The following is a 5085-nucleotide window of genomic DNA, read 5'->3' on the forward strand; positions in this document are numbered from 1 at the left end:
GGTGACTTTCCTCGTCCCCGCTTTGTCCGGAGAGTTGATATGGAACTTCGCCAGCGGGGCGATCTCTGACCGGATCGGTCGTCGTCCGGTGCTGATGGGCATTACCGTGCTGGCGCTGCTCACCACCTGGCCGGTGATGCACTGGCTCACCGTCGCGCCCGATTTCACCCGTATGACGCTGGTCCTGGTATGGTTCTCGTTCTTCTTTGACATGTATAACGGCGCGATGGTCGCGGCGCTTACCGAAGTGATGCCGGTATACGTCCGCACCGTGGGCTTTTCGCTGGCCTTCAGCCTTGCCACCACGATCTTCGGCGGACTGACGCCAGCTATTTCCACAGCCCTGGTCGAGCTCACCGGCGATAAAAGCACGCCGGGCTGGTGGCTAATGTGCGCCGCGCTATGCGGGTTCGTCGCCACCGTCCTGTTGTTCGTGCGGCTGAGCCGCGGCTATCAGCCGGCGGAGAGTCAGCGCTAAAAAAACAAACGGGCGGAGGTATGCCCCGCCCGTTTACCGCTGCCGTCTGATTTAATGGGTCGTATTATTGCTGCGGATCTCCTTCCAGATCTGATCGCAGCGCGCTTTCACCGCCTGATCGTTGCCGGTGCGGGTGGCCTGAATACACTGTTGGTAATCCAGGACGCGAACGCTCTCCTGGTTGGCGAACTGCTGGTGCTGTTTATCCTTTTTCAGCACATTCAGTACGCTCTGGCAGGCTTCAATCTTGTCCGGATTCCCTTCCGCCGTATTAATACAGGCGCTATAGGCATCTTTCAGTTTGGTGTCTTCTTTCGGCGCCGGCGACGTGGTGCAGGCCACCAGGCCCGCTGCCATCATGGCAATAAGCAGCATTTTTTTCATTGTCGTTCTCCCAGAGGTGCGGCAGGCTCACGCCCGCCGCGCAGGCATCAGAAAATAGTGAACGGGGCGATAACCATGAACTTCACGTCGCGCTCATCCTGGAAGATGTTGCCGTAGCCGCCGCTCCAGCTCGGAATATCGGAATGGTTGTCGTATTGGGTAAAGTGCAGTTTGAACAGGGTGCCCTTCGCCCGCCCTTCCTGTACGGTATACATTGCATCCAGGCTATAGGCCGACTCTTTCAGGCGATAGTCAGGGTCATAGTACGCATCCGGAGAGGACATTCGGCCCGGCTTCGCATCCCAGGCGTAGACATAAGACGCGCCGAACGCCCAGCCCGGCATATCCCAGTTTTTCATGTCATACATCGCGCCAAAGAAGACCGCTTTTTCGCCATTGGCGTTAAAGTCGGAGCGGTTATCCCACCAGATATCGAGACGACCATTGGAAGAGGCGTAGGTCGGGGTCATACGCTGCAGGAAGTAGCCCTGCTGGCCATCAGCCTTCACCCAGGTTCCCTCGAGACGCAGATCCAGGACATCCGCCACCTTATAACCAAAGGTTAACGCCTGCAGCCATGCGGTGCCATCATAGATGTCGTTGACCCCGCCGTTGCTGACCTTATCGCGGGTGCCGTAGAACTGGTAGCTGGTGCTCAGCGGCGCGCCGGCGACGTCAAACTTGTAGCTGGCTTTAGCAAAGTACTGATCGATATAGCCCTGAGCCTGACCAAATGCCGCCTCCAGCACCAGGTCATTTTTGAAATCATATTTAGCGCCGACGGAGTGGAGATAATCGACTTTGGTCTTCTTATCGTTCTGATAGAAATCGTCCATCTCGATATGCCATGGCGCTTTATACTCGTTCGTCCACATATAGGAGAAACTTAACGCGCCCGCCGTGCCATAGTCGAAGTTAGCCCCGGCCTCCGCCCCCTGATAGGTACCTGGCATAAAACTCCAGTGCGGGGCCAGCAGAGTCTGGCCGGTTGGCTGGATATAGCCCGCACGTGCCCACGCCGGACCATATTTGAATTTCGCTGCGGCTTTATACAGGCTGATGCCGCTCTTATCGCCGGAATAGTCTTCGTCATAGGCTTTGTTACGTGACGAGAAGGCAATTTCGTTCGGGTGGCCGCTATCGCCGTTCTCCGCCATTTCAATCGCGGTAAACGCGGCAATATCAAGGCCAAACATATCGGCGGCATAGCCGGACTGGAAGTCCAGGTTGGCGTTCCAGGTGGAGTGGGAAAGGTTGGTTTTGTATTTGTCGCCGTCGGTCACATCTTTACGGTCACGCTCACGCTGCCAGTAATAGATACCGCCGGTTAAGGTTGAATCATCGATAAAGCCTGCTGCGCTGGCTTGTGGAGCCACAACCCAGCCCGACATCGCGGTGACGGCGGCAATAGCCAGCGCCAGCGTACTACGTTTGCCACTAAACGTACGCATGTGCATATCCTCTTTGACGTTTTAAAAGGCGAAGACCAGCGGTCAATCGCTAAAAAATAAATAAAACTGCAAAATGTGGGGCGGTAAAAAAGACCGCGAAACCACTGTAGATAGACTATTTTTCGTGACGCGAATTATCAATGTTTTTCGTGAGGCAAAGCTTAAGATTATGACAAAGCGCACATATTTTATGTCGTTTTGTTACAGTCTTATCTCTGATGATTTTGTTATGGAAGTCATTGCAAAATCAGGGAAAAACGCAATCATTGAAAGCGATTACATTGGTTTTTTGTATGTGACAGGAAACATCAGAAGCGCTATTTATTACCGCGCAGAAACAGAATTAATTCGCATCGCGAAAATGAAAAGTTTAATTAGCTGATTCTGAAACAAAAAAAGCGCCGCTGGGAGCGACGCTTTGACAGAAAAGAAATGTTATTCGCCCGCTTTCGCCCAGGTATCACGCAGCCCGACGGTGCGGTTGAACACCAGACTGGTTGCGGTTGCATAGCGGCTGTCGAGGCAGAAATAGCCTTCACGCTCAAACTGGTAAGCTTTGCCGGCTTCGGCCTGCGCCAGGCTCGGCTCCGCGTACCCCTGTTTGATCACCAGCGATTCCGGGTTGATTACCGCGAGGAAATCGTCCGCCGCGCCCGGGTTTGGCACGCTGAACAGACGATCGTAGAGACGGATCTCTACCGGCAGCGCATGCGCCGCGCTTACCCAATGGATCACGCCTTTGACCTTGCGGCCGTCGGCCGGGTCTTTGCTCAGGGTGTCGGCATCGTAGGTGCAGAAGATGGTGGTAATATTGCCTTCGGCATCTTTCTCCACGCGTTCCGCTTTGATGACGTAGGCGTTGCGCAGACGCACTTCTTTACCCAGCACCAGACGCTTGTACTGTTTGTTGGCTTCTTCGCGGAAGTCCGCGCGATCGATCCAGATTTCGGCGCTGAACGGCACTTCACGACTGCCCATTTCCGGCTTGTTCGGATGGTTCGGCATCACCACCATTTCGCTTTCGCCCTGCGGATAGTTCTCGATAACCAGTTTCACCGGATCGATCACCGCCATCGCGCGCGGGGCGTTTTCGTTCAGATCTTCACGAATGCAGGACTCCAGCGACGCCATCTCGATGGTATTGTCCTGCTTGGTCACGCCGATGCGCTTGCAGAACTCACGGATGGATTCGGCGGTGTAGCCGCGACGACGCAGACCGGAGATGGTCGGCATACGCGGGTCGTCCCAGCCTTCCACGTGCTTCTCAGTCACCAGCTGGTTCAGCTTACGCTTGGACATCACGGTGTATTCGAGATTCAGGCGCGAGAATTCGTACTGACGCGGATGCACCGGGATGCTGATGTTGTCCAGCACCCAATCGTACAGGCGGCGGTTGTCCTGGAACTCCAGGGTACACAGCGAGTGGGTAATGCCTTCCAGCGCATCGCTGATGCAGTGGGTGAAGTCGTACATCGGGTAGATGCACCACTTGTTGCCAGTCTGATGATGCTCAGCGAACTTAATGCGGTACAGCACCGGATCGCGCATCACGATAAACGGCGACGCCATATCGATCTTCGCGCGCAGGCAGGCTTTGCCTTCTTCGAAGCCGCCGCTGCGCATTTTTTCAAACAGCGCCAAGTTCTCTTCCACGCTGCGGTCGCGATACGGGCTGTTTTTACCCGGCGCTTTCAGGGTGCCGCGGTATTCGCGAATTTCATCAGGAGAGAGTTCATCAACATAGGCCAGACCTTTGTTGATCAGCTCAACCGCATACTGATGCAGCTGATCGAAATAATCAGACGAGTAGCATACGTCCCCGGACCAGTGGAAACCTAACCACTGCACGTCGTTTTTAATCGACTCAACGTATTCGATATCTTCTTTCACCGGGTTGGTGTCATCGAAACGCAGGTTGCATTGGCCCTGATAATCCTGGGCGATGCCGAAGTTCAGGCAGATGGATTTTGCATGGCCAATGTGCAGATAACCGTTCGGCTCCGGCGGGAAGCGAGTGTGAACGGTGGTATGTTTACCGGTAGCCAGATCTTCATCAATAATCTGACGGATAAAGTTAGTCGGGCGGGCTTCTGCCTCACTCATCACGGGTTCCTCAAAGCGTAAACAACGTATAACGGCACATGATCTTACAAGCAGGGCGTAGTGACAACTATTAGTTACGTAAAATAGGTATCAGAAGAGGATTATGGGGCCGATTGCTGGAAAAAAAAGCGGCGAAGGTTTCCCTTCGCCGCTGAGGCAAAAACTCGACTCAGGAGCCTTACTTGCCTTTAATCTCATACAGCGGCGTCTGGCCAGCAACGACCTTACCGCTCGCCAGTATCACCAGCGCGCTGTAGTCATCGCTGTTGCTGCAGACGACCGGACTGATCATTGAGCGCGCGTTGGCGTTGAGGAAGTCCAGATCCATTTCCAGAATCGGCTCACCCGCCTTCACGTCCGTGCCCTCTTCAACCAGACGTTTGAAGCCCTTGCCCTCCAGCGCCACGGTGTCGATACCCATGTGAACGACGATTTCCGCACCGTTGTTGGTTTCGAGGCAGAACGCGTGGTTAGTGTTGAAAATTTTCACCACGGTACCGGCGGCCGGGGCCACCACGATGTTGCTGGTCGGTTTCACCGCGATCCCGTCGCCAACGGCTTTGCTGGCGAAGGCTTCGTCCGGCACCTGCTCGAGGGCCACCACGTCACCGGTAATCGGCGAAACCAGCGACTCAACGGTCTTCGCGTTCGCTACCGCCTGCGGCTTAG

General features: G+C 54.9%; 6 protein-coding genes. 2 read left to right on the top strand and 4 right to left on the bottom strand.

Features of this window, described 5'->3' with window-relative positions; translation table 11 throughout:
- A partial coding sequence (locus tag HMPREF9538_RS22770; protein WP_228701544.1) for an MFS transporter occupies positions 1–478 on the top strand: 478 nt, incomplete at its 5' end.
- Between the two features lie 51 nt (positions 479–529).
- On the opposite strand, the gene chiQ is transcribed toward HMPREF9538_RS22770, so the two are convergent.
- Positions 530–862, bottom strand: coding sequence for a ChiQ/YbfN family lipoprotein (chiQ, locus tag HMPREF9538_RS22765; protein WP_002894759.1), 333 nt, complete (start codon positions 860–862; stop codon positions 530–532).
- A 47-nt stretch (positions 863–909) separates the two neighbouring features.
- Positions 910–2313: a chitoporin ChiP gene (gene chiP, locus HMPREF9538_RS22760; RefSeq protein WP_004152230.1), complete on the bottom strand. Its 1404-nt coding sequence runs from the start codon at positions 2311–2313 to the stop codon at positions 910–912.
- A gap of 229 nt (positions 2314–2542) precedes the next feature.
- Here chiP and HMPREF9538_RS33295 point away from each other — a divergent pair, with 229 nt between their 5' ends.
- Complete coding sequence (locus HMPREF9538_RS33295) at positions 2543–2695, top strand: hypothetical protein (protein WP_410404544.1); 153 nt, start codon at positions 2543–2545, stop codon at positions 2693–2695.
- 53 nt (positions 2696–2748) lie between these two features.
- Here HMPREF9538_RS33295 and glnS read toward each other — a convergent pair whose 3' ends face one another.
- Both glnS and HMPREF9538_RS29290 read right to left on the bottom strand, forming a co-directional pair.
- A complete protein-coding gene (gene glnS, locus HMPREF9538_RS22750) occupies positions 2749–4416 on the bottom strand; it encodes a glutamine--tRNA ligase (RefSeq protein ID WP_004893401.1) in 1668 nt (555 codons plus the stop codon).
- Between the two features lie 178 nt (positions 4417–4594).
- Positions 4595–5085: glucose PTS transporter subunit IIA (locus tag HMPREF9538_RS29290; protein WP_009484152.1), on the bottom strand; the 491-nt coding region annotated here is incomplete at its 5' end.

The organism is Klebsiella sp. MS 92-3 (assembly GCF_000195655.1).
In the GTDB taxonomy this organism is placed as follows: Bacteria; Pseudomonadota; Gammaproteobacteria; order Enterobacterales; family Enterobacteriaceae; genus Klebsiella; species Klebsiella pneumoniae.

Excerpts from the sequence above, each read along its gene's own strand:
- chiQ (WP_002894759.1), bottom strand. The coding sequence starts at position 862 with ATGAAAAAAATGCTGCTTATTGCCATGATGGCAGCGGGCCTGGTGGCC.
- HMPREF9538_RS33295 (WP_410404544.1), top strand. The coding sequence starts at position 2,543 with ATGGAAGTCATTGCAAAATCAGGGAAAAACGCAATCATTGAAAGCGAT.
- chiP (WP_004152230.1), bottom strand. The coding sequence starts at position 2,313 with ATGCGTACGTTTAGTGGCAAACGTAGTACGCTGGCGCTGGCTATTGCC.
- glnS (WP_004893401.1), bottom strand. The coding sequence starts at position 4,416 with ATGAGTGAGGCAGAAGCCCGCCCGACTAACTTTATCCGTCAGATTATT.